The sequence below is a fragment of the Mesorhizobium sp. PAMC28654 genome (genome assembly GCF_020616515.1).
Lineage (GTDB): Bacteria > Pseudomonadota > Alphaproteobacteria > Rhizobiales > Rhizobiaceae > Mesorhizobium.
Genome location: NZ_CP085135.1, coordinates 5,890,170 through 5,909,816 on the forward strand (window position 1 = coordinate 5,890,170; position 19,647 = coordinate 5,909,816).

The 19,647-nt window shown below is 63.6% G+C and carries 22 protein-coding genes and 2 pseudogenes; 9 read left to right on the forward strand and 15 right to left on the reverse strand.

Features of this window, described 5'->3' with window-relative positions:
* Positions 1-59: 59 nt before the first annotated feature.
* Complete coding sequence (locus LGH82_RS29025) at positions 60-1,877, reverse strand: putative bifunctional diguanylate cyclase/phosphodiesterase (RefSeq protein ID WP_319799955.1); 1,818 nt, start codon at positions 1,875-1,877, stop codon at positions 60-62.
* Positions 1,878-1,892: 15 nt separating this feature from the next.
* A pseudogene (locus tag LGH82_RS29030) lies at positions 1,893-2,309 on the reverse strand (PAS domain-containing protein); the annotation flags it as partial.
* A 371-nt stretch (positions 2,310-2,680) separates the two neighbouring features.
* Between LGH82_RS29030 and LGH82_RS29035 the strand changes: the two are divergent.
* From LGH82_RS29035 to arsC, 3 genes are read left to right on the forward strand one after another with little or no spacing between them, the layout of a single operon-like run.
* Positions 2,681-3,013, forward strand: coding sequence for an ArsR/SmtB family transcription factor (locus LGH82_RS29035; RefSeq protein WP_227345973.1), 333 nt, complete (start codon positions 2,681-2,683; stop codon positions 3,011-3,013).
* Between the two features lie 25 nt (positions 3,014-3,038).
* Entirely contained in the window at positions 3,039-4,148 is a 1,110-nt protein-coding gene (gene arsB / locus LGH82_RS29040; RefSeq protein WP_413771401.1) for an ACR3 family arsenite efflux transporter, read from the forward strand.
* A complete protein-coding gene (gene arsC, locus LGH82_RS29045; protein WP_227345974.1) occupies positions 4,145-4,567 on the forward strand; it encodes an arsenate reductase (glutaredoxin) in 423 nt (140 codons plus the stop codon). Before arsB ends, arsC begins: the two co-directional genes overlap by 4 nt.
* A 345-nt stretch (positions 4,568-4,912) precedes the next feature.
* On the opposite strand, the gene LGH82_RS29050 is transcribed toward arsC, so the two are convergent.
* The 7 genes from LGH82_RS29050 to LGH82_RS29080 all read right to left on the reverse strand — a co-directional run bounded on the left by LGH82_RS29050 (position 4,913) and on the right by LGH82_RS29080 (position 10,606).
* Positions 4,913-5,656: an amino acid ABC transporter ATP-binding protein gene (locus tag LGH82_RS29050; protein ID WP_319799901.1), complete on the reverse strand. Its 744-nt coding sequence runs from the start codon at positions 5,654-5,656 to the stop codon at positions 4,913-4,915.
* Positions 5,657-5,682: 26 nt separating this feature from the next.
* Entirely contained in the window at positions 5,683-6,357 is a 675-nt protein-coding gene (locus tag LGH82_RS29055) for an amino acid ABC transporter permease (RefSeq protein WP_227345975.1), read from the reverse strand.
* Positions 6,354-7,025, reverse strand: a complete 672-nt coding sequence (locus tag LGH82_RS29060) for an amino acid ABC transporter permease (protein ID WP_227345976.1) — start codon at positions 7,023-7,025, stop codon at positions 6,354-6,356. Before LGH82_RS29060 ends, LGH82_RS29055 begins: the two co-directional genes overlap by 4 nt.
* 173 nt (positions 7,026-7,198) lie before the next feature.
* Positions 7,199-7,987 carry an ABC transporter substrate-binding protein gene (locus LGH82_RS29065; protein WP_227345977.1) on the reverse strand — a complete coding sequence of 263 codons (789 nt, stop codon included), beginning with the start codon at positions 7,985-7,987 and terminating at the stop codon, positions 7,199-7,201.
* A gap of 103 nt (positions 7,988-8,090) precedes the next feature.
* Entirely contained in the window at positions 8,091-9,254 is a 1,164-nt protein-coding gene (locus LGH82_RS29070) for a saccharopine dehydrogenase family protein (protein ID WP_227345978.1), read from the reverse strand.
* Positions 9,251-9,760: an Lrp/AsnC family transcriptional regulator gene (locus LGH82_RS29075; RefSeq protein WP_227345979.1), complete on the reverse strand. Its 510-nt coding sequence runs from the start codon at positions 9,758-9,760 to the stop codon at positions 9,251-9,253. The genes LGH82_RS29070 and LGH82_RS29075 overlap by 4 nt, the downstream gene beginning before the upstream one ends.
* A gap of 108 nt (positions 9,761-9,868) precedes the next feature.
* The gene (locus LGH82_RS29080; protein ID WP_227345980.1) at positions 9,869-10,606 is read right to left on the reverse strand and encodes an SDR family oxidoreductase; all 738 of its coding nucleotides are present in this window, start codon (positions 10,604-10,606) and stop codon (positions 9,869-9,871) included.
* A gap of 93 nt (positions 10,607-10,699) precedes the next feature.
* On the opposite strand from LGH82_RS29080, the gene LGH82_RS29085 reads away from it, so the two are divergent.
* The 5 genes from LGH82_RS29085 (at position 10,700) to LGH82_RS29105 (ending at position 13,942) form a co-directional block, all read left to right on the forward strand.
* On the forward strand, positions 10,700-11,611 hold the full coding sequence (locus LGH82_RS29085) for an AraC family transcriptional regulator (RefSeq protein WP_227345981.1): 912 nt from the start codon (positions 10,700-10,702) through the stop codon (positions 11,609-11,611).
* Positions 11,612-11,942: 331 nt separating this feature from the next.
* On the forward strand, positions 11,943-12,506 hold the full coding sequence (locus LGH82_RS29090) for a manganese efflux pump MntP family protein (RefSeq protein WP_227345982.1): 564 nt from the start codon (positions 11,943-11,945) through the stop codon (positions 12,504-12,506).
* Positions 12,507-12,589: 83 nt separating this feature from the next.
* Complete coding sequence (locus tag LGH82_RS29095) at positions 12,590-13,171, forward strand: histidine phosphatase family protein (RefSeq protein WP_227345983.1); 582 nt, start codon at positions 12,590-12,592, stop codon at positions 13,169-13,171.
* A gap of 109 nt (positions 13,172-13,280) precedes the next feature.
* A complete protein-coding gene (locus LGH82_RS29100) occupies positions 13,281-13,463 on the forward strand; it encodes a hypothetical protein (RefSeq protein WP_227345984.1) in 183 nt (60 codons plus the stop codon).
* Positions 13,464-13,672: 209 nt separating this feature from the next.
* Positions 13,673-13,942, forward strand: a complete 270-nt coding sequence (locus LGH82_RS29105) for a cyclase (RefSeq protein ID WP_227345985.1) — start codon at positions 13,673-13,675, stop codon at positions 13,940-13,942.
* A 15-nt stretch (positions 13,943-13,957) separates the two neighbouring features.
* On the opposite strand, the gene LGH82_RS29110 is transcribed toward LGH82_RS29105, so the two are convergent.
* From LGH82_RS29110 to LGH82_RS29130, 5 genes are all read right to left on the reverse strand, one after another.
* Complete coding sequence (locus tag LGH82_RS29110) at positions 13,958-15,031, reverse strand: RNA polymerase subunit sigma-70 (RefSeq protein WP_227345986.1); 1,074 nt, start codon at positions 15,029-15,031, stop codon at positions 13,958-13,960.
* Positions 15,032-15,041: 10 nt separating this feature from the next.
* Complete coding sequence (locus LGH82_RS29115; RefSeq protein WP_227345987.1) at positions 15,042-15,788, reverse strand: SDR family oxidoreductase; 747 nt, start codon at positions 15,786-15,788, stop codon at positions 15,042-15,044.
* Positions 15,789-16,170: 382 nt separating this feature from the next.
* Positions 16,171-16,893, reverse strand: a complete 723-nt coding sequence (locus LGH82_RS29120) for a pseudouridine synthase (RefSeq protein WP_227345988.1) — start codon at positions 16,891-16,893, stop codon at positions 16,171-16,173.
* 127 nt (positions 16,894-17,020) lie between these two features.
* A complete protein-coding gene (locus LGH82_RS29125) occupies positions 17,021-17,848 on the reverse strand; it encodes an alpha/beta fold hydrolase (protein ID WP_227345989.1) in 828 nt (275 codons plus the stop codon).
* Positions 17,838-18,311, reverse strand: coding sequence for an SRPBCC family protein (locus LGH82_RS29130; protein WP_227345990.1), 474 nt, complete (start codon positions 18,309-18,311; stop codon positions 17,838-17,840). Before LGH82_RS29130 ends, LGH82_RS29125 begins: the two co-directional genes overlap by 11 nt.
* Here LGH82_RS29130 and LGH82_RS29135 point away from each other — a divergent pair.
* Positions 18,277-19,427 (forward strand): IS3 family transposase gene (locus LGH82_RS29135; protein WP_413771365.1). Its coding sequence is split into 2 segments (ribosomal slippage): positions 18,277-18,541 and positions 18,541-19,427, totalling 1,152 coding nucleotides; the frame shifts between segments, so codons are not numbered across the junction. The two genes, LGH82_RS29130 and LGH82_RS29135, sit on opposite strands and share 35 nt — an antisense overlap.
* A gap of 32 nt (positions 19,428-19,459) precedes the next feature.
* On the opposite strand, the pseudogene LGH82_RS29140 reads toward LGH82_RS29135, so the two are convergent.
* Positions 19,460-19,567: pseudogene (locus LGH82_RS29140) on the reverse strand (transcriptional regulator); the annotation flags it as partial.
* Positions 19,568-19,647: the final 80 nt, after the last annotated feature.

Below are 19,647 nucleotides of genomic sequence, written 5' to 3' on the forward strand. Positions count from 1 at the left end.
TTGGCCATCCAGCCGCGCGTTGAGGGTGGACCTGATCCGGACAACGCCGGGAAGGTCGTTCAGGCAGCTGGTTGCCTCGAAGGCGGGAGCTTGAGCAGCTTCTCCATCGCTGCTGGCTTGATCGGCCTGCTGAAGTGGTAGCCTTGAATTTCGTCGCAGTGGTTGTCGCGCAGGAAGGCAAGCTGTTCGTCGGTCTCCACGCCCTCCGCGATGACCCGCATATTCAGCCTTTGTCCAAGCGAGATGACCGCGGCGGCAATGCCTTTGTCGTTCTCGTCATTGGCAAGGTTGCGGATGAACGACTGGTCGATCTTGAGTCGCGCCACCGGCAGGTTCTTCAATGAACTGAGGCTCGAATAGCCGGTGCCGAAATCGTCGATGGCGAAATGGACGCCCATGGCCTGCAGTTCCTTCATCGTCGCGATTGCCTGGTCGACGTCCCGCATGAGCAGGCTTTCGGTCAGCTCCAGCTCGAGATACCTTGCCTCCAGGCCACTTTCGCTCAGCGCACGCTTGACGCGACTGATCCAGCTCCTGTCGTGGAACTGACGCGCCGAAACATTGACCGAAATGTTGATGGGGGGCAGTCCCGCATCCTGCCATGCCTTGTTCTGCCGGCAGGCCTCACGCAAGACCCAATCGCCGAGCGGCACAATCAGCCCCGTTTCCTCGGCAAGCGGAATGAACTGCGCCGGAGAGATCACGCCCAGCACCGGGTGTTGCCAGCGCACCAGCGCCTCGACCGCGAACAAGCGCCCCGATTGCAGGTCGACCTGGGGCTGGTAGAGCAAATAGAATTCGGAGCGCGCAATGCCGTTGCGCATCGCCTCCTGGAGCGCCAGCCTTTCATGGGCCGTGGTGTTCATTTCGGATGTATAGAACTGGAAGCCGTCGCGGCCGGCATCCTTGGCCTTGTACATCGCGGCATCCGCGTTCCTGAGCAGCGTCTCCGCGTCCAGCCCGTCATTGGGAAAGGTCGCGACCCCCATGCTGCAGGTAATGTGGAAAACCTGGCCCTCGATGGGGACGGGCCTGGTGATGGCCACACGGATCCTTTCCAGTATTGCCGAGACAGCATCGGGGCTTTCGAGCTGGTCGACAAGCAGGATGACGAATTCGTCTCCTCCCAACCGCACCACGGTGTCGGTTGGCTTCACGCAATCAACCATCCGGCGCGCGATGACCTTGAGAAGCGCGTCGCCAGCGGTATGCCCCAGGCTGTCATTGACCGTCTTGAAATTGTCGAGATCGACGAACACCACCGACACCCAGGGATTGTGGCGCTGGGTCTGCAACATCGCCTGGGTCAGCCGGTCCTTGAGCAGGCTGCGGTTGGGCAGGCCCGTCAGCGCGTCATGGTGGGCCAGGAAGCTGATCTGCTCTTCGGCGCGTTTGCGTTCGATGGCGATTGCCGCGATGCGGGTCGTCATCTCGGTCAGCCGCGTTTCGACCGGGCTCGGCTCGCGCACCCGTGCCGAATACATCGCAAAGGTGCCGAGGACGGCGCCCTGGTGCGACAGGATCGGAGCCGACCAGCAGGAGCGCAACCCGTGCCGCGCCGCCAGGTCCCGGTAGTCCTTCCATAGGGGATGGTCAGCGATATCGGCGACGATGACGGATTCTCGCCTATAGGCGGCGGTGCCGCAGGAGCCGACGTCCGGACCAATGGCAATGCCGTCGATCGCCTTCGAATAGGCCGCAGGCAGGCTTGGCGCCGCGCCTTGCCTGAGGTGGCCGGTCTCGTCCAGCAGCAGGATCGAGCCCAGCACGCCTTCCAATTGCGCTTCCATCAGATGCACGAGGCGATCGAGGATTTCGCCGAGCGGAGCATTCATGGCAATCATTTCCAGCACGATTGCCTGTTCCTCGCGCAGCATATCGGCTTGCTTGCGCGTGGTCACGTCGCGGGAAATGCCGACAAGGCCGATGATTTCATTCTGCTCGTTGTGCAAGGCCACTTTCGATGTCGAGAGCCATTTTTTCGCGCCGGACTTGTCGACGACGACTTCTTCCATGTCGATCATCGGTTGCCCGGAGCGGATGATGGTCTACTCGATCTCGAAGAATTTCGCGGCCAGCTCCGGTGTGTGGAGGTCAAAGTCGGTCTTGCCGATCATCTCATCGAGCCGTGCGCAGCCATGGATATCGGCAACCGCCTTGTTCACGACCAGAAAGCGGGACTCAAGGTCCTTGGCGAACAGATAGTCCGGCACATGGTCGATCATCGCCCGCAAAAGGCCGCGTTCGGCGCTCCAGTCCTGTTCCGCGTTCACGCGCTCGCGGAATTCAGCTTCGAGCCTTGCGATCATCGCGACCAGCCGGTCGGGGTTCTCGGTCTCGGCATAGTACCCGGGCTGACGCAATACAGTCTTTGGCACGCACGTCCCTCCTGACTGCTGTCCGTCTCCCCCGGCGACGTGGCGGCATGGTAGGCCTGCCCAGACAATCTTTCAGGCTACCACCCAAAAACCTTCGTCTTGATTAGCGCGCGGGCGGGTCCGGACCGTGGGGCCGTTGCATGCCCACCGTTTGGGGAACCTTGGACACGTCCATGCAAGGTGAGCCGTGCCGATGCAGAGCGGCGGAACAACGCCGGACAGGTCGTGACGCTTTGAAATGAGCTTTACAGGTCGCTACAAAGGCGATATCAAGATATCTATAAATCCAAGGATTCGGATATATGGATAAGAAGAGTACATTAAACGGACTGGCCGCATTGGGGCAGGAGACGCGGCTGGATGTCTTCCGGTTGCTCGTCCGCGCCGGGCCGCCGGGCATTCCGGCGGGCGAGATCGCGACAAGGCTGGACACGGTGCAGAACACCATGTCGGCGCATCTCAAGGTACTCGTTCATGCCGGGCTGATCCGGCCCGAACGCGACGGCAGGATTGTGCGCTATGTCGCTGACATGACCGGCTTTCGCGACCTCCTGGCCTACCTGATGGAAGACTGCTGCAACGGCGCGCCGGAGCTCTGCCGTCCGGTCATCGATGCCGTCACTTGCAAGTGCTAAGCCGCGAAGAGCAGGGAAAGCCATCATGACCGATCACGCTCTGAACGTGAACGAAGCGGCGCGGCCCGGCATCGGCTTCGTCGAGAAATACCTGACGCTATGGGTGGCGCTGTGCATCGTCGCCGGCGTGGCGCTCGGCCATCTGCTGCCCGGCGTGTTCGGCGCCATCGCTTCGGCCGAGATCGCGGGGGTCAACATCCCCGTCGCGGTGCTGATCTGGCTGATGATCGTGCCGATGCTGCTGCGCGTCGATTTCGCCTCGCTGGCTGGGGTCGGCACCTACTGGCGCGGCATCGGCGTGACGCTGTTCATAAACTGGGCGGTGAAGCCGTTCTCCATGGCGCTGCTGGGCTGGCTGTTCGTCGGATGGTTGTTCCGGCCCTGGCTGCCCGCCACACAGGTCGATTCCTACATTGCCGGGCTGATCATCCTTGCCGCCGCGCCTTGCACGGCGATGGTCTTCGTGTGGTCGAACCTGACGCGGGGCGAACCGAACTTCACCTTGTCGCAAGTGGCGCTCAACGACGCGATCATGATCGTTGCCTTCGCGCCCATCGTCGGCCTGCTGCTCGGCCTGTCGGCCATCACCGTGCCGTGGGGCACGCTGGTTCTGTCGGTGGCTCTCTACATCGTCCTGCCGGTGATCGTCGCGCAACTGGTTCGCGCCCGGCTGCTGGCGGCGAGGGGACAGGCGGCGCTCGACGCGCTGCTGGCCGCCATGCAGCCCTTGTCGCTGTTTGCTCTGCTGGCGACGCTGGTGCTTTTGTTCGGTTTCCAGGGCGAGCAGATCATCGCGCAGCCGCTGGTGATCGCGCTGCTGGCGGTGCCGATCCTGATCCAGGTCTATTTCAATTCCGGCCTTGCCTACCTGCTCAATCGCATTTCCGGCGAGCGGCACTGCGTGGCCGGGCCATCGGCGCTGATCGGCGCGTCGAACTTCTTCGAGCTGGCGGTGGCCGCCGCGATCGCGCTGTTCGGGCTGAATTCGGGCGCGGCACTTGCCACCGTGGTCGGTGTCCTCATCGAGGTTCCGGTGATGCTGTCGGTGGTGTGGATCGTCAACCGCAGCCGGGGCTGGTACGAGCAGGGCGCCGCCGTCAAAACCACCATGTCCAGGGAAAGGGCCGCGCCATGACCGTCACCATCTATCACAATCCGGCCTGCGGCACCTCGCGCAACACGCTGGCGATGATCAGGCAATCGGGCGAGGAGCCGGAGGTGATCGAATATCTGAAGACGCCGCCGTCGCGCGAAAGGCTGGTCGAACTGATCGCGGCAATGAGGATGGCGCCACGCGACCTGCTGCGCGAGAAGGGCACGCCTTATGCGGAACTCGGCCTTGCCGACCCGAAATGGTCCGACGACGAGATCCTCGACTTCATGCTGGCGCATCCGATCCTGATCAACCGGCCGATCGTGGCGAGCCCGCTCGGTGTCGTGTTGGCCCGGCCGTCGGAGAAGGTGCTGGATATCCTGGCCAATCCGGAGATCGGCGCATTCGCCAAGGAGGATGGCGAGGTGGTTGTCGATGCCGGGAGCAAGCGGGTGGGGTGATCTGCTTGCCCCCGGTGCCGAGGGGGAAGCTGAACTGACGACTCTTGGGCCGTCGCCTCAGGTTTGAATTCGCACCTCACCGGGGGTCGGCGCTGCCCTTCATCTGCCTGCCGGCATCTTCTCCCCGTGAACGGGGAGAAGATGCCGTGTCATCGCTGCTTTCGCCTATCGCCAGCGTTACAAAGAGGCGCCAACGTTGCGGCCAGCGTTTTTCTCCCCGTCACTATACGGGGAGAAATGCCTGGCAGGGCAATGAGGGGCGGCGCTGACCTCGACAATGAGTTCGCCTCCAGACAAGTTGCTCACTGTCATTTGTCCGAAGCGAACTGCTCTGCACAGCATCTCTCAATGCCGCAGGATCTTGCTCAGGAAGGCGCGGCTGCGGTCGGTATTCGGGTGCGAGAAGAATTCTTCCGGCGTGCCGCTCTCGACGATGGCGCCGGCGTCCATGAACACCACGCGTTGGGCGACCTTGCGGGCAAAGCCCATCTCGTGCGTCACCACCATCATGGTCATGCCTTCCTCGGCGACCGCGACCATGACGTCGAGCACTTCGGAAATCATCTCGGGGTCGAGCGCCGAGGTCGGCTCGTCGAACAGCATGATCTTGGGCCGCATGCCCAGGCACCGCGCGATCGCCACGCGCTGCTGCTGGCCGCCGGAGAGTTGCGCCGGGTAGGCGTTGACCTTGTCGGCGAGGCCGACCTTGGCCAGCAATTCGCGTCCCGCCTGCTCGGCCTCGGCACGCGGTATCTTGCGGACATGGATCGGCGCTAGCGTCACGTTCTCAAGCGCCGTCTTGTGCGGATAGAGGTTGAACGACTGGAAGACGAAGCCGATCTCGGTGCGCAGCAGCGTCATGTTGGTGGCGGGATCGCCAAGGCGCTGGCCGTCGACGGTGAGATCGCCGTCGCGGATCGTCTCCAGCCCGTTGATGCAGCGGATCAGCGTGCTCTTGCCCGAGCCGCTCGGGCCACAGACGACGACCACTTCGCGCGGCTCGACGCTGAGCGTGATGTCCTTCAGGACGTTGAGCGCGCCGAACCATTTGTTGACGCCGCGAAAGTCGATCATGCCGGTTTTGGTCATGCTTTCTGGCCCTTTGGGGTTCGATGTCACAATTGCACCTCGCCATGCGCCGCGCCCATGCGGCGCTCCAGCCGGCGCGCCAGCATGATCAGCGGATAGCAGACGATGAAATAGCCGACGCCGACGAGGAAGAAGACGAGCAAGCCGTTGGGCACGCGCTGCACCACCAGCCAGCCGACGCGGGTGAGGTCGGTGAGCCCAATGGCCGAGACGACCGAAGAGTCCTTGATCAGCAGCACATATTGCCCGACCAGCGGCGGCAGCACGATGCGCATGGCCTGCGGCAGCACCACCTGGCGCATGCGCTGCCAGCGCGACAGGCCGGACGCCAGCGCTGCCTCGACCTGGCCGGTGGGCACCGAGCGGATGCCGGCGGCGACGATCTCGCAGATGAAGCAGGCGGCAAGGTTGGTCAGCGCGATGATGCCGGCGGTGAAGGCATCGAGTTCGATGCCGAATTCCGGCAGGATGAAGAAGATCAGGAAGATCTGCACCAGGAACGGCGTTCCGCGGATCAGGTCGACCCAGGCGCCGATCACCATGCTGATCATCCGGTTGCCGCCGGTGCGCAAGATGCCGAGGCCAAAGCCGAGAGCCGTGCCCAGCACCAGGCTGATCAGTGACAGCACCACGGTCATGCCGAGGCCGCGCAGTGCAAGCGGATAGCTGCCGGCGAGGCTTTGCAACTGTTGCCAGATCATGCGCGCGCCCCCGCCGAGCCGAGCCAGCGGGTGGACAGGCCAGCCAGTCCCTTCAGGCAGTAGTAGAGAAGGAGATAGAAGGCGGCGATGGTGAGGAAACCTTCCGCCGGCATGAAGCGGTCAGACGCCAGCAACTGCCCGGCGCGCGTCAGTTCGGCGACCGAGATCAGCGACAGCAACGCCGAATCCTTGACCAGCACGATGGCCTGGCCGAGCAGCGGCGGGATCGTCACCTTGAAGGCCTGCGGCAGGACGACCAGGCGCATGCGCTGGACATAAGTCATGCCTGAGGCGACGCTGGCTTCGACCTGGCCACGCGGGATCGACAGGATGCCGGCGCGAATGATTTCGGCGATGTAGGCGCCGCTGTTGAGCGACAAAGCGACGATGCCGACGACGAGCTCGGGCAGGACGAAGCCGAGGCGTGGCAGGCCGAAATAGAGGAAATAGAGCTGCGCCAGCAAGGGCGTGGCGCGCACGGCGTCGATATAGGCCTTGGCCGGCGCGCGAAACAGCCAGCCGCGCTGCAGGTTCATGGCGCACAGCACGATGCCGACGACCAGCGCGCCGACAAAGGACAGCGCCGACAGCCACACGGTCGTGACCAGGCCCTGCCCGAACAGGGGCAGATATTCGATGATGGTGCGGAAGCTGAAATTTTCGAGCATCGTTGGGTGGACTCCCCACAGGAAGCGACTGACGAAGCGGCTTTCGAAGTGGATTCCAGGCGGCTTCGCGGCGCCAAGGCGCACGCGAAACCGCCGGGATCTATCGCTGCTTAACCTCTGTTTTCATGCAAGTCGTTGTCCCAAAACCGCTACGCACTTTTGGGCGACATGCATCAGTGGTCTTTCTTCCAGGCGTCGGAATTGACCCAGTAGTCGAGGTTCTTCTGCAGGCGGCCGTCGATGGTGACCTGGTTGAGGAACAGGTTCATCCAGACCAGCAGGTCCGGCTCGTCATAGCGCGTGGCGAAGGCAAGCGGCTCCTTCGACAACAGCTCCGGCATGATGGTGAAGCTGCCGGCCGGATAGGCTGTCGACTGGCCCTTGACCGCCGAGACGTCGTTGACACCGCAATCGGCCTGGCCGTTGTTGACGGCGTCGAGCAGCAGCGGACCGCCGCCCTTGTAGCTCTTGATGTCGGCATCGGGGAAGGCGGCCTTGGCTTCCTTCTCGCCGGTGGCGCCCAGCAGCACGGCGATCTTGGTGCCCTTGGCCTTGCAGTCCTGCGTGGTCTTGAACTTGCTGTCGGCCTTGGTGAAGACAGTGCTGCCCGTATACATGTAGGGCGTGGTGAAGGCGACCTTCATGCCGCGCGCGAGCGTCGGCGTCATGTCGGCGACCAGCAGGTCGGCCTTGCCCGACAACAGCGCCGGGATCAGGCCGTCCCAGTCGAAGTCGAGGAAGGTGATCTTGACGCCCATTTCCTTGGCCATCAATTCGGCCAGTTCAACCGAACTGCCGGTGCGTTCGCCATTGGCGCCGACCAGCGAGAAGGGCGGTCCCTGCGTCTGCACGGCGACGCGCAATTCGCCGCGCTTGGTGATCTCGTCGAGCGTTCCGGCGCTGGCAGCGGCGGTGAGGCCGGCGAGCGCAAGTCCGGCGATGAAAAGTCTGGCAGTCTTCATTTGGTATTCCTCCCTGTTGTTGTTTTGCCCGCGATTTCCTTGGGCTCTTTTTTGAGCGGCAGCCCCGTTGCCGGCGGCGGCCACCGTTCGAAAATCAGGCTCCTCAGTTCCAGGCCACCGTCTCGGTGACCTTGATGCCGCGCCTGGCCAGCGCGTCGAAGAAGGGTTCGTCGGGCACATGCAGCAGCGGGTTGAGCAGGCCGGGCGTTGCGATCTCGCGGTGCGCCAGCATCTGCGCCACGATGCTGGCGGGATAGCCGACGCCGAGGCTCATGCCGAACAGGCCCGAGGCTAGGTCGCGCTCGATGATCAGGTCCGATGTCACCGTCTTGGCGCGGCCGCCTTGCGTGCCGGAAAAGACGTTGCGCATCACGCACAGGTCTTTCTCGCCGGGGCCATATTGCAGTTGCGGCCCGAGCAACCGGCCGAGGAATTCGCGCGGGCTGGCGCCGATGCCGGAAACCTTGTCTTCGGAGAGGAAGCCGAGTTCCTTGAGCGGCGCCCAGAACGCCGACCAGCCCGGCCAGCGCAGCGTGTAGCGGCCGGAGCGGCGCAGACCCTTGGCGGCGGCCAGCATCTCGACGTAATGCAGCGCATCGCCATTGGGGAAGGCTTCCAGAGTGCCCAGACCCTCGACCTCGATCTCGTGGATGAAAGAATTGTCGTGCTGGCGGCCAGCCGGTACCGCGACGCGCTCACCGTCCTCGATCATGACGCTGTCGCGGTTCTGGCTGACCAGGACCATGTCGAAGTTCCAGCTCACCTTGTAGCAGAGCGGCTTGGCCATAGCCTTCGGCTCGGGAATGCCACCGCAATAGGAATCGATGGCGGTGATCGCGTCGAACTGGCGGGCGGCCCGCGCGTAGAGCACGAGGTCGATGCCGGGGTCGAGCCCGCATTCGGTCATGATCGAAACGCCGGCCTGTTCCGCTGCCGCGCCGAGGTCGGCGATGGCCTTGCCGTAATTGGTGGTGACCAGCGGCGTGCGGGTTGCGATCGCCGCTTGCACCGCGTCGCGCATCAGCGGCTGGGGCAACAGGTCGATGGCGGCGTCGACGTCATCCAGCACATTGCCGAGCACCGAGGCGATGGCGCCCTCCGGCACGACGAAACGCACGCGAGAAAGATCGGTCAGGCCAGCAAGCCGGGCCGCTCCGTCCGGGGCTGTGTCGACGCAGACGACTTCCTCGACGCCGTCGCTGGCGACGAGATCGGCGATCGCCGCCCGTCCTTGCAGGCCGAGCCCGCCGAGAACCGCGATCTTCATGGCATTTCCTTGCGCGCCGGCGTTTCGTCCGACCAGCAGCCTTCCGGCAGGCTCACCCATTTGTTGCAGGAGGCCATGACGACGAAGGTCTCGCTGCGCACCACCTCGCCGGGCACACCGGCGCCGGGGATCAGTTCGCTGGTGATGCGGTAGAGGTCGGCGACATCGCCGGCCACGGTGACGTCGACGATGATGTCGAAGCGCCCGGTGACCACTGAGGCCGAGTTGACGAAAGGCAATTCGGCTATGCGCTCCGCCAATTGCCGCGCCTGGCCACGTCCCTGTGCGTTGATGCCGACGATGGCCGAGATCAGTTCGGGGCGCTCGGTCAGGTTCAGCAGCCCGACGATTTTCAGCAGGTTGCGGTCGATCAGGTTGCGCAGCCGCGAGCGCACCGTTGGCACCGATATCGCCATCTTCTCGGCAAGCCGGTTGACGCCGAGTTGCGCGTCTTGGGACAGCAGCTTGACCAGCCGCCGGTCAGTCTGATCGAGATGTTCCCGCAAAGGCCAAAACTTTCATAAAAGAGAAAAATGACATAAAATTTCTTCTTTATATGAAAGGAGACTACGGGAAATTTTTCACAACTGCAAGCGCTGCGTTGCGAGGAACAATCAAGCCTGTGCGGTGGGTCGAATGACGATCTCGCTCACATCGACCTCGGCCGGTTGCTCGATCGCGAAGGCGATGGCGCGGCCGATAGCATTGGGGGAGATCGCGATTTCGCCCATGCGTTTTTCGATCTCCGCCTTGATCCCCGGATTGGTCATCGAGTCCGCGAAGTTCGTCTGGACGAAGCCCGGCGAGATGTTTGTCACGCGCACCGTGGGGCCGGCTTCAAGTCGCAAACCTTCGGCGATCGCCCGAACCGCGTTCTTTGTTCCAGCATAAACAGCCATTGTCGGCTTGATGATCGGCCCCGCCGTCGAGAGGATGTTGACGAAGTGGCCAAAGCCCTGGCGGCGAAACACCGGCAAAGCCGCTGCGATGCCGTAGAGCGGTCCCTTTATGTTGATGTCGATCATTTCTTCCCAATCTTCGACGCGCAGGTCATCGAGCAGGGAGTTCGGGCCGATACCGGCATTGTTGATCAGCACATCGATCGTGCCGAACCTGTCGCAGGCAAGAGCAACGAGCTTTGCAAGGTCCTCACGCTTCTTCACGTCCATGGCGAGACAGGCTGCCTCGCCGCCCGCGCTCACGATGGTGCTGACGAGCGCGTCAAGACGCTCGGCGCGCCGAGCCCCGAGCACAACCCTGGCTCCTCGTTTGGCCAGCAAGAGCGCCGTTGCCTCCCCGATGCCGCTGCTGGCACCCGTGATCGCGATGACTTTTCCCTTTATTCCAGACATGATTGTCTCCTTTCACGATCTAATGTTGTGAAGGACGTGTGGATTATCTATGCTAAAAGCTCCATAATTTCGTCGTGATCGTCCAATCTTGCCATGATTGATCCCTTATCCGATGTGCTTTCGCTTCTCGATATCCGGAGCGCGCGTTGCACGCGCCTCGAAGCGGGCGGGCGATGGTCGTTCCGTTTTCCCGCAAAGCCCGCGTTGAAGTTCGCGGCCGTTCTTCGTGGTCAATGCTGGATCACCTTGCCGGACGAACGGCCCTTTGCACTCGGCCCCGGCGATACCTTTCTGCTGGCCAACGCCCCCGCCTATGTGATCGCCAATGATCTTTCCCTGAAGCCCGAAGACGGGATCTCGTCCTTCGACTGGGAGCATTCGAATGTCGCCCGGCACGAGGGCGATGAGACGGCTTTGGTCGGGGGAAGCTTCGTCTTCGTGGGCGGCAATGCGCAGCTCCTGCTCGATGCCCTTCCCAGGTTCATGCACATCCCGGGAGGCGACCGGGCAGCGACGATCCTGCGCGGCTCGCTGGCGGTGCTCGACGAAGAACTCGATGCGGGGTTGATGGGCTCGACACTGATGACACGTCGCATGGGGGACATCCTGCTCGTGCAGGCGTTGCGGGCCTACGTCGCCAAGGAAGGCATCAGCAGCACAGGCTGGGTCGGCGCGTTGACCGACCGACGCATCGGCGCTGCCCTCAGCCTGATCCACAATGATCCCGGCCACGGCTGGACGGTAAACGAGCTTGCCACCGCTGTCGGCATGTCGCGTTCAGGCTTTGCGCGCCGCTTCAAGGAACTGGTCGACCAGGCACCGCTCGATTACCTGACGCGCTGGCGGATGCACCGCGCCCGGGAAGCCATGCGTCGAGCCGGGACATCGGTTGGTGGTCTGGCACAATCACTTGGCTACGCGTCCGAAAGCGCTTTCGGCAATGCGTTCAAACGTGTGTTTGGGCATTCTCCGAAGCGGCTCCGGCAGGATGAAAACGCCGAGTAACTATCGCGGCGCGCCTGGAGCGATCGCGGGCCGTCTCGTTCAAGTTCCGGCTTGGCTTCACAGTGCTGTCTGGAAAGTATAGCTTTGGCTATGCCATTGAATTAAATGATCTTTTTTATCATGCTCTGTTGACTCCGGTTTAAGCTGCACTTAGGTAACGGCCATCGGGGAGTAGCCACCGTTCGGGGAACGGGGCCGCATCAACATGCTCGCGGATATCGCGTGGTGCGTTCAGCTGGAAATATTCCGGCTCGGCAAGACCGTGGTGGGGATCGGCCGTTGGACAGGCTGGTCATGCCCGCCCGGATCACGTCCCCTTGAGAGCAGAACCATGTCACCATTCGCGATTGGCATCCTTGCCATCGGCATGTCCGTCGATGCGCTGATAGCCTCCATTGGCCGGGGTGCCGGGGCGGTTCGTCCGTCCTGGGCCGAGGCCCTGAAGACCGGCGCGGTGTTCGGCTTCGTCGAGACGCTGACGCCGCTGCTCGGCTGGCTGATGGGCGTTGTCGCAAGCCAGTATGTGCAGACGATCGACCACTGGATTGCCTTCGTGCTCCTGGGCGGCGTTGGCGGTCGCATGGCCCTTCATGCGTTTCAGCGCGATGCCCAAGCGCCGGTCGCCGGGAATAACCGCTCGCTGACAATGCTGGTGGCGACCGCGGTCGGCACCAGCATCGACGCGATGGCGGTCGGCGTGTCGCTGGCGTTCCTCGACGTCAACATCGTCGTGATCGCGCTTGCCATAGGCGCCGCGACCACGCTGATGTCGACCGGCGGCGTGCTTGCCGGGCGCTTTCTGGGCGCCCGTTTCGGGCGTTACGCGGAAATCCTTGGCGGCCTCGCGCTGATCGGGCTTGGTGGCTCCATCCTCTACGAACACCTCACGGCCTGACGGACTGTGCCGCGCGCCGGGCCTTTCGCGGCGCGGCGCGGACCGCTACAGCTTGGCCGGACAATGCCAGCGAAAGGCGAGCGATGAGCAGCGTGCTTCCACAAATCCATCTGGTTCGACATGGCGAGACGGCGTGGAGCCTGTCTGGCCAGCACACCGGCCGCACCGACATGCCGCTGACGGAAGCCGGCGAGGCGGCCGCGCGCGGCGTGGCGGATCGGCTCAAGGGCCTGACGTTCTCGGCGGTGTGGTCGAGCCCTTCGCAGCGCGCCTACAACACCAGCGTGCTCGCCGGTTTTGGCGCGCGGAGCGTCAAGAACGACGACCTGCAGGAGTGGGATTACGGCGCCTATGAGGGGCTGACGACGAAGCAGATCCTGGCCGAGCGTCCCGGCTGGAACGTGTTCCGCGACGGCTGCCCCAAGGGCGAGAGCGCCGCCGACGTCGGCGCGCGGGCGGACAGGATTATCCGGCAGCTGCGCGAAGCCGGCGGCAACATCCTGATCTTCTCCAGCGCGCATTTCCTGCGCGTGCTCGGCGCGCGCTGGGTCGGCCTGCCGCCGGAAGGCGGCGCGCTGCTGGTGCTCGACACGACCAGCATCAGCGTGCTCGGCTACGAGCACGACCTGGGTGAACCGGTCATCCGCAAGTGGAACCAGAGGTAGGCAGCCGGCTCTGGAAGGGCTTTCCCCAGAGCAAGTGGCTCGAAGTAGAAAAGTGCGAGGTGTCGCGTTTTGAACTTTGACCTGCTTGGTACAAAGCATAAGATCAACCATGGCCTTCACTGTCATCTGGTATGGGAAAACAGGCATCGTGGCGAAAACGCCATTCGATGCCGAGAAGGCCGCGAGGGACCACGCCATGACGACCTTTGCCGCTCGAAAGGCTGAGGACGGTGTTGTCGCGGTGGAAGTTCGCAAGGACGACGGCTCGGTCGTTTTCAGCAAGGCTGGCTGACGGATAACAGCAAATCGGACCCAAGGGCCAAAACGCCCCGCCGCGCAATGCCTTACGCGTCATGCGCATGATAGGGTGTGTTGAGTTCCAAACTGACCCACTCCCGAAAGCACCCTTGTTTGCCAAGCACACCGGCGAGGCATAGGCTGAATCGCCCATCACATGCGTTCTTGGGCACAAACGGAAAACAAGCCTGGGAGGAATGGAAGATGACCACGTTGTTCGTGCGGCATACCGTGTCCGACTACAAGGCCTGGCGCAAAGGCTACGATGCTTTTGCTCCGACACAAAAAGCCAAGGGCGTGAAGGCGGAGAGCGTTTATCAGGCGGCTGACAATCCCAACGACATCACCGTGACCCATGATTTCGCCAGCGTCGCGGATGCGCAGGCCTTCATCAAAAGCCCGGACCTGAAAAAGGCGATGGAGGGCGCCGGCGTTGTCGGCGCGCCAACCATCTGGATCACCAACAAGGCCTGAGCGGCCGTTCGTCCGTCACACCAAGACAGGCGGCAGGCCGAAGGCCGGAAACAGTTCGGGGCCGAGCGGACCGACATAGATTGTCAGTGAGGCGATCGCGCCTTCGGCTGGTTCGATGACATGCAGCGAGTGAGCTCGCCATTCGGGCTCCTGGTGACGGCGCGCGTAGACCGCGACCGCCGGCAGGCCATTGGCGCGGGTGGCAACCGGATGGTAGCCGGCGAAATTGGCCCAGACGGTTCTGAAGAAATCGTGGATGGCCTGGCGTCCCCGGTACCAGTCCCGCCATGGCGGCATGTGGTAGGTGGCATCCTCGCGCAGCAATTCGACGAGGCCCTGGAGATTGGCGGCCTGCCAGGCCTGCATGTAGCGTTCCAGAAGCAGCCTTTCCTCGCTGTTGGGTTGCGATCGCTGCAGCGGACGTCCCGTGGGATAGCGCATGGCCAGCGTCGCGCGGGCTCGCTGCAGGGCGCTGTTGATCGAGGCGGTCGTGCCGCCCAGCAATTGCGCGGTCTCGACGGCCGACCAGCCCAGCACGTCGCACAGCAGAAGGGCCGCGCGCTGCCGGGGCGGCAGCAACTGGATCGCGGCGACGAAGGCAAGGCGAACGGCTTCGCCTGTTTCGTAGCGCGCTTCCGGGCCGGGCTCGCCATCGACGATATCCGGCAATTCGGCGTCGGGGTAGGGCTCCAGCCAGGCAAGCTCGGCGGCAGGGCCGCCAGCGGCGCGCCCCTCGGTGGGCGGCCGTCCGGGCTGCTCGAGGATGCGATGCGCCGATGATCTTGCCTTGATGGCGTTGAGGCAGCTGTTGGTGGCGATTCTATAAAGCCAGCCGCGCGGCGAGCCGCGTCTGTCGAATTGCGATCTTGCGCGCCATGCCCTGAGGAACGTGTCCTGGACGAGATCGTCGGCCTCGTGCAGCGAACCCATCATCCGGTAGCAATGCAGCTTGATCTCCCGGCGGTGGGCCATCGTCAAGTGCTCGAAGGCCGGCCGATCGAGGATCGGCTGGCCCATCAGGCCCTGGGGCTCGCAAGCGCCGGGAGCGTCCGTCATGGCGAAGCCTGCCGTGGTGAATTCGCCGGGCATCCTGCGCGCCTCATGCCGCTGCCGCAAGGCCGCTGCCGCTGACCGTGAAGGAGATGCCTTGCGCTTGGCCGGTGGCGAGCGTGACCACGGCGCGTCCGACATCGGCGGGTGTCTGGACATCGGTCATGCTGGCGAGGAAATCCGCGGGACTGATGCCGAGATAGGCCGAAACGCCAGTAATGCCGCCCTGGCCGACGCCGGTGCCCGCCATGATGCGCATCGGCGCCAACGCCATGAAGCGCAGGCCGAGGCCGAGCCGGTCGGACTCCTTCTGGCTGTGGGCGGCGAGGAACATCTGCATGCGCTTTGCGCCGGCATAGCCGCCGGAATTCGGTGGCCCGCCGCTGAGCGCGGCGCCGCTGGAGATTAGCACCACCCGGCTGCCCGGCTTCAGCCGGCCTTGCAGTGCCGCCTTGCAGAACAGGAACGACGCCTTGACGTCCATCTCCCAGTTCGCGGAGAAATCCTCCCAGCTCTGGTCCTGCACGGGTGCTGATGGAGCCAGCGCGCCGGCTGAGATCACCAGCACGTCCGGGAGCAGCGCGGCGAAGACCGGATCGGGAGCGGCCTCCCGCGTGGCATCGGCGGCAAGCGTCTTCACCCTGGGTTTCTCCCGTGAGAGCTGTTTCAAATCGGCCGCGCCCCGGGCAACGGCAAGCACCGTCGCGCCCTCGCTCAACGCGGTTTCGACGATCGCGCGGCCGACGCCCCGGCTGCCTCCGACCACGACGACATTTTGACCTTGCAACGATCCCATGGATCACCTCGCTGTTCCGGCCCGGAGGATTCCGGCGCCTGATGATCAGGACAGCGGAGGTGGACGGAAATCATCGGTGAGGGGCGAGAATTTTTCTGAAGCGCTCATTCCTTCGGGGAAGTGACGGAGCGCAGACCGTTATATTGAAGACCCCACAGTACCGGCCGCCGAGTTCTGTGGCGCCCCCTATGTCCTGCCGGACATCTCCCCACAAGGAGGGAGATTGGCAGTTGCGGCGCCTACCCTTGTCCTGCAACGCTGGAGATGTCTTGCAACGCTGGAGATTGGCGAAAGTCGAGGTGACATCTAATCTCCCCCCTCGAGGGGGAGATGTCCGGCAGGACAGAGGGGGGCCACAGAGCGCTATCCTTGAGCTGGCCGCTCAGTCACCCAGCAGCACCAGCTCCTCCGCCGTCAGGTGCCGCGCCGTGCCCTTGGCCAATTCGCCCAGCCGCAGGCGGCCGATGGCGATGCGGATGAGGCGCTTGACCTCGATGTCGTGGGCGGCGAGCAGGCGACGGATGTGCCGGTTGCGGCCTTCGTCGAGCACGATCTCCAGCCAGGCGGTGCGGCCGCCGCTGCGCAAAAGCTCGATCGAGTTGGCGGTCAGGGTCTCGCCGTCGACTGTCACGCCGGCGCGCAACTTGTCCAACATCGTCTCATCCGGCACCGGGCCGACCTGCACGTGATAGGTCTTGGGCAAATGCGAGGCCGGGTCCATCAGCCGGTTGGCGAAACGGGTGTCGTTGGTCATCAACAGCAGGCCTTCGCTCGCCTTGTCGAGCCGGCCGACCGGCGAGACGAAGGGCAGGTCGAGCCCTTCGAGGCAGGCATAGATGGTGTCGCGCTGCTGCGGGTCGTCGCGCGTGGTGACCAGCCCGCGCGGCTTGTTGAGCATAAGATAGACCTTGCGCTCGGCAACCACCGGCGTGTCGTCGACGACGATGCGGTCGCGGTTGAGGTCGACCCGCACGGAGGCGTTGCTGATGACCTTGCCGTTGACGCGCACACGCCCCTCGGCGATCAGCACCTCGGCCTGGGTGCGCGAGCACAGGCCAAGCTTCGACAAGGCGCGGTTGAGGCTGACGCCGGCCGGCTTGCCCATGGGGGGCTTGCTGGTGGGCGGCCTGCCGGCAGGTGGTGGTCGTGGGGCCATGTCGTGCGGGATCGGTCCTTTGTGTCGGACAGATGCCATGGGCGGTGGCGGCTTCGCAAGCCGGATGCGGCGAGGATTAATCCCGCCCGTTGAAAAACGCTGTCAGTACAGGCACATGCGCGGCGGCCTTCAGCATATGATTCTGGCCGGGCAGCGTTCGGTAGCTAGCCTTGGGTAGAGCGTCGGCCAGCGCCTTGTTGCCATGCCGCATCCATGCCGGGCTCTTGCCGCCGTCGGTCACCAATATCGGCACGTTCACCGAGGCCCAGCGTGCCGGGTCCAGCGGTTTGCCGAGTTGATCGCCGGCGACGATGGCGCCGTCATGGGGCAGGGTATCAGCCACCGCCTTCAGCTTCGGCCATATAGGCGTCAGCTTCATGAAGAAGATGAGTAGACTGGGCATGCCCACCGATTTGAGGAAGGCGGTCACGGCATCGCCGCGCTGGCCTTCGGCTATGGCATGATTGATCGTTGCCCAGTCGGCCTGCGTGGTCTCGTGGCTGTCATCGACGATCAGCGGCGCTTCGTAGAGCGCGAGCTTGCTGATGCCGGGCAGGCGGGTTGCCGCCATCAGCGCCAGCATGGCGCCCGACGACATGCCCCAGACATAGGCTTTGCCGCCGGCCGCCCGCAGCACCGCCTCGATATCGTCGACCTCGCGCTCGACCGCGTAGGGCGCGGTGTCGCCGCTGTCGCCACGGCCACGCCGGTCGTAGCGGAACACGGTGAAGCTGTTTTCGAGCGCCTTGGCCAGCGGGCCGCTCGGGCCCATGGTGCGCGAGCAGAGCGCGCCATCGATGAGGATCAGCGGATGGCCCTGGCCCCGGCGTTCGCAGGCGATCGGCGTTCCATCCCTCGACAGGACGGCTTGGGTCGTCGGGGTTCGGGCGTTTTCAGCCAGCATGATCGCCTCCCTGATCTATCAGCTCTTCCAGCCTGTCGAAGCTCTGCGTCCAGCCGTCGCGCATGCCCAGCGCCAGCAGGCGCTCGCGGTCGGCGGGGCTGGCCAGCGTCACCTCGAAATGGACGTGGGTTCGCTTGCCGTCGGGCTTGAAGGTGACGGCATGGCGGCTTTGTCCCGGCGGCTTGCCGGCCCATTCGCGGATTTCAGGATCCGGCTCGTCGCTATAGCTCAGCCGCTGGTTTTCGACGATTTCGAGATAGCTGCCCTGGTTGCGATAGAGCGCGCCGCTCAGCGTGCGCATGTCGATGCGCCAGCGGCCGCCGACGCTGACATCAAGCACGCAATACGGAATGGTGCAGTCCTTGATGCCCCACCATGGACTTGCCCCGAAAAAGTGGAGAGTTTCCTTCTGATGAAAGGCGACCTCGATGACGAAACAGAGACAGTTTACGGATGCGTTCAAGGCGGAGGCGGTTGGCCTTGTGCGAACGAGCGGTCGGACGAAGCGGCAGATCGCGGAGGATCTTGGTGTTGGTTTCTCGACGCTGACGCGATGGATGGGTCGGCAGCTGGATCGTGAGATGGGCGATCCTGGGCGTCCGCCTGATGCTGATGTCGCCGCTGAATTGAAACGGCTGCGGCGGGAGAATGAAATCCTTCGGCAGGAGCGGGATATCTTGAAACGGGCGACGGCTTTTTTCGTCAAGGAGGGAAGTCGGTGAGGTTCGCGCTCATCGACCAGGCGAAGAAGGATTTCCCTGTGGACCGTTTGTGCGCGACGCTGGGTGTCAGCCCGAGCGGCTACTTTGCCTGGGGGCGCCGGCCGGCGTGCCGCCGGCAGCGCGACGACATGATAATGCTGGCGCATGTGCGATCGTCGTTCGCGCTGTCGAACGGAACCTATGGTAGCCCGCGCATGACGCGGGAACTGCAAGACAATGGCTTTGCCATTGGCCGGCGACGAACGGCGCGTCTGATGCGGGAGAATGGCCTCCAGGCAAGACAGAAGCGGCGGTTCAAGCGCACGACGGACAGCGAACACGCCTTTCCGGTTGCCCCCAATGTCATCGACCAGGATTTTGCCGCCACTGGTCCCAACCAGAAATGGGGTGCCGACATCTCCTACATCTGGACGCGGGAGGGCTGGTTGTACCTTGCTGTCGTCATCGATCTGTTTGCCCGCAAGGTCGTTGGCTGGGCTGCTGGCAACCGGCTACACCGCAGCCTGGCTCTGGCAGCGCTCAACAAGGCGTTCGTCATGCGGCAGCCGGAACCCGGCCTCATTCACCACTCCGACCGCGGCAGCCAATATTGTTCTATCGACTACCAAGCCGAATTGCGTGCCGCCGGCGTCATCATCTCAATGTCAGGCAAGGGCAATTGCTTTGATAACGCCATGGTCGAAACATTCTTCAAGACGCTGAAAACTGAACTGATCTGGCGCACCTCTTTCCTTACCCGCGCCGATGCCCAAGCCGCCATTGCCCGATATATCGACGGCTTCTACAATCCCATCCGGCGGCATTCCGCGCTCGACTACATCAGCCCGATGCAGTTCGAGCGAAACGCCGCCGAATGAGCAACCCGCTCTCCACTTTACCGAAGCAAGTCCAGTTCGGCGACCGATGCCTCGCCGTCGAGCAGCCGGGCAAGAATGGCCCGGCGCGTGGGGTCGGCGAGTGCCGCGAATGTATGGTCAAGGGAGAATTCAACGGCCATTGCGGAACCAATTAGTTCTGGAACTAATTGGTTCTATAGTGGAGCGAAGCCGTTGCGTCAACGGTGTTGGCATCTTCGTC

Excerpts from the sequence above, each read along its gene's own strand:
- LGH82_RS29105 (WP_227345985.1), top strand. The coding sequence starts at position 13,673 with ATGACCACGTTGTTCGTGCGGCATACCGTGTCCGACTACAAGGCCTGG.
- LGH82_RS29025 (WP_319799955.1), bottom strand. The coding sequence starts at position 1,877 with ATGCTGCGCGAGGAACAGGCAATCGTGCTGGAAATGATTGCCATGAAT.
- LGH82_RS29090 (WP_227345982.1), top strand. The coding sequence starts at position 11,943 with ATGTCACCATTCGCGATTGGCATCCTTGCCATCGGCATGTCCGTCGAT.
- LGH82_RS29085 (WP_227345981.1), top strand. The coding sequence starts at position 10,700 with ATGATTGATCCCTTATCCGATGTGCTTTCGCTTCTCGATATCCGGAGC.
- LGH82_RS29110 (WP_227345986.1), bottom strand. The coding sequence starts at position 15,031 with ATGCCCGGCGAATTCACCACGGCAGGCTTCGCCATGACGGACGCTCCC.
- LGH82_RS29065 (WP_227345977.1), bottom strand. The coding sequence starts at position 7,987 with ATGAAGACTGCCAGACTTTTCATCGCCGGACTTGCGCTCGCCGGCCTC.
- LGH82_RS29120 (WP_227345988.1), bottom strand. The coding sequence starts at position 16,893 with ATGGGCAAGCCGGCCGGCGTCAGCCTCAACCGCGCCTTGTCGAAGCTT.
- LGH82_RS29095 (WP_227345983.1), top strand. The coding sequence starts at position 12,590 with ATGAGCAGCGTGCTTCCACAAATCCATCTGGTTCGACATGGCGAGACG.
- arsC (WP_227345974.1), top strand. The coding sequence starts at position 4,145 with ATGACCGTCACCATCTATCACAATCCGGCCTGCGGCACCTCGCGCAAC.
- LGH82_RS29050 (WP_319799901.1), bottom strand. The coding sequence starts at position 5,656 with ATGACCAAAACCGGCATGATCGACTTTCGCGGCGTCAACAAATGGTTC.
- LGH82_RS29055 (WP_227345975.1), bottom strand. The coding sequence starts at position 6,357 with ATGATCTGGCAACAGTTGCAAAGCCTCGCCGGCAGCTATCCGCTTGCA.
- LGH82_RS29070 (WP_227345978.1), bottom strand. The coding sequence starts at position 9,254 with ATGAAGATCGCGGTTCTCGGCGGGCTCGGCCTGCAAGGACGGGCGGCG.
- LGH82_RS29115 (WP_227345987.1), bottom strand. The coding sequence starts at position 15,788 with ATGGGATCGTTGCAAGGTCAAAATGTCGTCGTGGTCGGAGGCAGCCGG.
- LGH82_RS29035 (WP_227345973.1), top strand. The coding sequence starts at position 2,681 with ATGGATAAGAAGAGTACATTAAACGGACTGGCCGCATTGGGGCAGGAG.
- LGH82_RS29125 (WP_227345989.1), bottom strand. The coding sequence starts at position 17,848 with ATGCTGGCTGAAAACGCCCGAACCCCGACGACCCAAGCCGTCCTGTCG.
- LGH82_RS29060 (WP_227345976.1), bottom strand. The coding sequence starts at position 7,025 with ATGCTCGAAAATTTCAGCTTCCGCACCATCATCGAATATCTGCCCCTG.
- LGH82_RS29080 (WP_227345980.1), bottom strand. The coding sequence starts at position 10,606 with ATGTCTGGAATAAAGGGAAAAGTCATCGCGATCACGGGTGCCAGCAGC.
- arsB (WP_413771401.1), top strand. The coding sequence starts at position 3,039 with ATGACCGATCACGCTCTGAACGTGAACGAAGCGGCGCGGCCCGGCATC.
- LGH82_RS29100 (WP_227345984.1), top strand. The coding sequence starts at position 13,281 with ATGGCCTTCACTGTCATCTGGTATGGGAAAACAGGCATCGTGGCGAAA.